This is a genomic window from Paenibacillus sp. 01T422 (assembly GCF_056398785.1).
Window position 1 is genome coordinate 1 of the sequence record NZ_JBFTQB010000782.1, and the last position, 4,794, is coordinate 4,794.

At 48.3% G+C, this 4,794-nt stretch carries 4 protein-coding genes, 1 pseudogene and 1 riboswitch; of the genes and pseudogenes, 1 reads left to right on the forward strand and 4 read right to left on the reverse strand.

Annotated features, from left to right (window positions below; translation table 11 throughout):
* Positions 1–152 precede the first annotated feature (152 nt).
* A complete protein-coding gene (locus AC1DUA_RS31105) occupies positions 153–1,445 on the forward strand; it encodes an MFS transporter (RefSeq protein WP_477503424.1) in 1,293 nt (430 codons plus the stop codon).
* A 385-nt stretch (positions 1,446–1,830) separates the two neighbouring features.
* Here AC1DUA_RS31105 and glyA read toward each other — a convergent pair.
* The 4 genes and pseudogenes from glyA to AC1DUA_RS31125 all read right to left on the reverse strand — a co-directional run.
* Positions 1,831–2,871: pseudogene (glyA, locus tag AC1DUA_RS31110) on the reverse strand (serine hydroxymethyltransferase); the annotation flags it as partial.
* Between the two features lie 42 nt (positions 2,872–2,913).
* Positions 2,914–3,519, reverse strand: a complete 606-nt coding sequence (locus tag AC1DUA_RS31115; protein ID WP_477503425.1) for a TIGR01440 family protein — start codon at positions 3,517–3,519, stop codon at positions 2,914–2,916.
* A gap of 11 nt (positions 3,520–3,530) precedes the next feature.
* Positions 3,531–3,989, reverse strand: coding sequence for a ribose 5-phosphate isomerase B (gene rpiB / locus AC1DUA_RS31120; protein WP_477503426.1), 459 nt, complete (start codon positions 3,987–3,989; stop codon positions 3,531–3,533).
* 103 nt (positions 3,990–4,092) lie between these two features.
* A riboswitch (ZMP/ZTP riboswitch) is annotated at positions 4,093–4,173 on the reverse strand.
* 56 nt (positions 4,174–4,229) lie between these two features.
* Positions 4,230–4,794: arsenate reductase/protein-tyrosine-phosphatase family protein (locus AC1DUA_RS31125; protein ID WP_477503427.1), on the reverse strand; the 565-nt coding region annotated here is incomplete at its 5' end.

Below are 4,794 nucleotides of genomic sequence, written 5' to 3' on the forward strand. Positions count from 1 at the left end.
GAGTATAGTGCCGCCTTGCCATTTCGTCAACCGTCTGAAGATGGGATAAAAGGTGAAAGTTTTCCAAAGCTCTGTACACTTTTTAACTCATGGTCATTTGTTATGATGGGTGAACACAGACGTTGACGATACTATGAAACTGGTGATGGCGCATGACATTCTTTCAATTCCACCCTAATGTGCGACTGCGCATTGCTCTGAGCTTTCTGACCAACATACTAAGCAATATGGTTATTCCATTCATGTCAATTTATTTTGCACGTACACTCGGCACAACGATCGCTGGCACAGCGACGACCATCTCCATTGCTGTAGCTCTAATCAGCGCCACGATTGGTGGTCATTACRCAGACCGGGTCGGCCGCAAAAAAATGATGCTAATCGGAGAAGGCGTTGCCCTTCTGGCTTATGCCATCATGACCTTCGCTAATTCGCCAATCTGGCATTCCGCAGGACTCACGCTCATTATGACAGTGATCAGTACAGCCTCTTGGGGGTTAAGCAAGCCCGCTGTAGAAGCCATGCTGATTGATGTATCTGGACCTGATACTCGTAAAGCTATCTATCGGATAAATTATTGGTCCAACAATCTGGCAATTTCCGTTGCGGGGATGATTGGTGGTTTCTTCTTTAGCGACTATCTCTTTGAACTTCTTCTCGTTGCTAGCGTAATGTCACTTGTTGCGCTACTGGTGACAGCTTTTTTCATGGCAGAAACGATGCCAGCCGAGATAGTTAACGCCACGGATGAAGGAGTGCAACCTTCTAGTCCTAAACGCATATCGATGTATAATCGGTATAAAGAGGTGCTGCGCGACCGCAGATTCCTCATCTATTTGATCTCCAGTGTTCTTATCGTTTCGGTGGAAATGAATTTAAACGGATATATCGGCATCCGACTCGCTCAGGATATCCATCACACCCMTTGGTTTCCCGGTATGTCAGCCACCATCGATGGTCTGCCGCTCGTCGGCGTTCTCCGCACAGAGAATACACTTGCAGTAGTCCTGCTCTCCCTCTTTGTTGGCCGCCTGCTCAAGGGAAATTCCGACACCAGGATGATGCTGTTCGCCATGTTTCTTAACGTGGCCGGTTATACATATCTTGTTTTTGGCAGCCAACCGATTATGCTTATGCTGCTAATGCTCGTTGCCACTATAGGTGAGCTGACCTATGTGCCTTTGAAACAATCGCTGCTTGTACAACTTGTCCCCGACCACGCTCGCAGCTCCTATATGGCGCTCAGCAGCATGACGAATCGCGTTGCTATTATGCTAAGCGGGCTAAACATGATCATCGGTGGTTTTCTGCCGTCCGGGGCAATGGCGCTGTTCATTCTGCTGACTGGCGTCGCTGGAATTGGCTTAATGGCGACCATTCTGCCCAGCTTGAAGGAAACGGAGCATAAGGTGCGTCCTGCGGCATTTTCACCTAGGAGCCGATAGGAAACATCCGGCTATTTGCAATAAGGATCAAACCTTCCCCTTTGTAATAAGTGCAAAAAGTACAGGTAATTTGATTGCATTAATGCCATTTAGCTAACTATGATGTAAAAAGTACAGGTAATATCTGTGAACTGAGCTATTTTGGCGATTTTTGGTGAATTTACCTGTATAAAATGCAGCCATTAATTGAAATTGCATGGAGAGTGCTGATTTTGATGTACTTTCTGCAGTTGTACTAAGTAGGCTCCCTTACACCAACCTGCAGCCGGCAATTTGCGTGGAACAACCGTGCTCAGTTCCCCCTTATTTCAGGACAACAAAAAAGGCTGTATCAAAAGGTCGTTGATGACCTTCTGATACAGCCCCTTTAATTTTTAATTAGTAAGTTAAACCAGAGTATAGCGGTGTTAGCAGTAATACCGATTTCATCAAGCACGTGCTCAGCGTCTTTACCTGTAATGTTCAGGTTGCGCAGATCAACCAGCATCAAGTGGTTATCTGTACCGCCGGATACAAGGTTAATCCCCTCAGCTGTCAGTGCAGTCGCCAATGCTTGCGCGTTGTTGATGACGTTTTGGCCGTAAGTTTTGAAATCCGGTTGCAGAGCTTCACCGAAGGAAACGGCTTTTGCAGCAATCGTGTGCATCAAAGGACCACCCTGGGAACCAGGGAATACAGCTTTATCAATTGCAGCTGCCCAAGCTTTGCGCGTAAGAATCATACCGCCGCGAGGACCGCGAAGCGTTTTGTGCGTTGTAGTCGTAACGAAATGTGCATGAGGCACTGGGTTCGGGTGCAAGCCTGCAGCAACTAGACCAGCGATATGCGCCATATCAACGAAGAACAATGCGCCTACATCATTAGCGATGGAGGCCAGTGCTTCGAAATCGATCGTACGCGGGTATGCACTAGCACCAGCAACAAGCATGCGAGGCTTATGTTTGAAAGCCGCTTTACGAACATCGTTATAGTCGATGCGGAAATCTTTTTCACTAACGCCGTAAGCAACGAAGTTGTAAAGAATACCGGAAGCATTAACTGGGCTACCGTGTGTTAAGTGACCACCGTGTGCAAGGTTCATACCCAGAACAGTGTCGCCAGGGTTTAGAGCTGCCAAGTAAACAGCCATGTTCGCTTGCGCACCAGAGTGCGGTTGAACGTTCGCGTGCTCAGCCCCGAAAAGCTCTTTCGCGCGGTCGCGAGCAATATCTTCTACGATGTCTACATATTCGCAGCCGCCGTAGTATCTTTTGCCTGGGTAACCTTCTGCGTATTTGTTCGTCAGCACTGTACCCATTGCTTCAAGAACTGCTTCACTTACGATGTTTTCAGAAGCGATAAGCTCGATTTTGTCACGTTGGCGACCAAGTTCGAGGTTCATAGCTTCTACGATTTTTGGATCTTGTTTACTTAGAAAGTTTGTCATATGGAATTCCTCCTAAAGGATAGTTTATATCTATAAGTTAACCTAGCAATCCGCATCTGGCGCGGCTTGCTGATAGAGCTGATCAGCTGCCTCCGGTGTATAAACGGCTCTTGTGCCGCCAATCAATTTAGGCCGTGTAAACGCCATGGTCACATAAGCATGACCCATATTCCGCACGGGAGGCCGTGCAGGCACAGCAACCCGCCGCAGATGCATCCCGATCAGCGTGCTGCCAATATCAATCCCGGCATGCGCCTGGATCGTCTCAACGACAACAGGTTTCGCGAAGTGGCGATACGCGTATGAGGCCATTGAACCCCCGGCTTTTGGCACCGGAATGACCGACACAGGCTCAAGCTGAGGGGAGATCGCGAATAGATCCTCCTCAATGACGAGCGCGCGGTTCAAATGCTCGCAACACTGGAAAGCCAAGTGCAAACCGAACTCGCGGCTTATGCGCTGCGCTGTCTCAAAAATCGGCCGAGCGGCATCCAGCGTCCCTGATGTCCCAATCCGATGACCGAGTATTTCACTCGTGCTCGTACCAATGACCAGAATTTGTCCTGGCCGTAGATGGCCCACCTTAACCAACTCACGAAGATTTGTTTCCAAATCCTCTGCGATCGTGTGAAGTATGGAATTTGTCATGGTAGTCACCCTTATGGATGAATCGCGAAGCGATCTTCGATGCTTTGCAACTTGTTAATGCGGTTCTGGTGACGAACACCTTGCGAAAATTCTGTTTCCAGCCAAATTTTCACGATTTCCTCGGCAACACCCGGTCCGATGACACGCTCGCCTAATGCTAGTACATTCGTATCATTGTGCTCCCGCGTAGCTTTAGCCGAAAATAGATCATGGACCAGCGCGCAACGGACGCCTGGAACCTTATTCGCGGCAATCGACATCCCAATGCCTGTTCCGCAGATCAGAATCCCTTTGTCAGCTTCGCCTGAGACCACATCGTCGCAAACCTTCATCGCATAATCCGGATAATCAACGGAATCTGCAGAGCTGCACCCGTAATCTATGACCTGATGGCCTAATGATTCAATAAATGGAATGATAACATCTTTCAAACGGTAGCCTGCATGATCCGCACCTAACGCAATTTTCATGGATAGAACGCTCCTTTGCTTGTTCGAATTCGACCATTCTATTATATCCCAAAGTCCACCAGAAAACGAAAAAAAGAGCGGACACGCTAGAAATAGCGCGTTGCTCTTTTGCCCAGGCGACCGGCCGTATAGCTCAATGCTCCATTGTGGTTACTCCCACTCGTCGCCAGTTACATTGAGTCTTGCTTGATAGATCCATCTTATCGCATTATGTGCGAGGTGTAAAGATGTCTCCGCAAATCATTTCCCAGGCTGCGGGTCATCTTTTCGCTCGCGAAGCTTTTTAACCAATTTATCTAAACTTCCGTTAATTTCAATCGCCGTTTGCCGGTAAACTTCCAATGGGCCTCCGAATGGGTCAGAAATATCGTAATCCGGAATTGAATCTTCTAGCATATAAATCCGATTCCGCTCCTCGACTGTTACCGTTTGGGAAAGAGCCTGCTTAAGCTGAACTTCCGTCACCAGCTTTTCTCTTTCCTCAATGGCCTGAAGGATACGATGATCGTCCTCTACATATTCTTTGAGTGTAAAAATCTTATCAATCGCACCCGGGAACCGCTGGATAACCGTACGTTTATGCCCCATCGTCATTGTCAAAATGAGATCTGCCCACTTCACCTCTGACTCCTGAATTGCTAACGAACGAATGGAGTCCTTGAACCCTGCCTCTTGTAGCAGTGCTGCACTGTTTCGGGAGATCGGAGCGCCCGTCATCGCGGATACTCCTGCTGAACGAACTTCCGCCGCAAGTCCTTCTTGGTGCACCCTGATACGCAGCAAACCTTCGGCTAATGGACTGCGG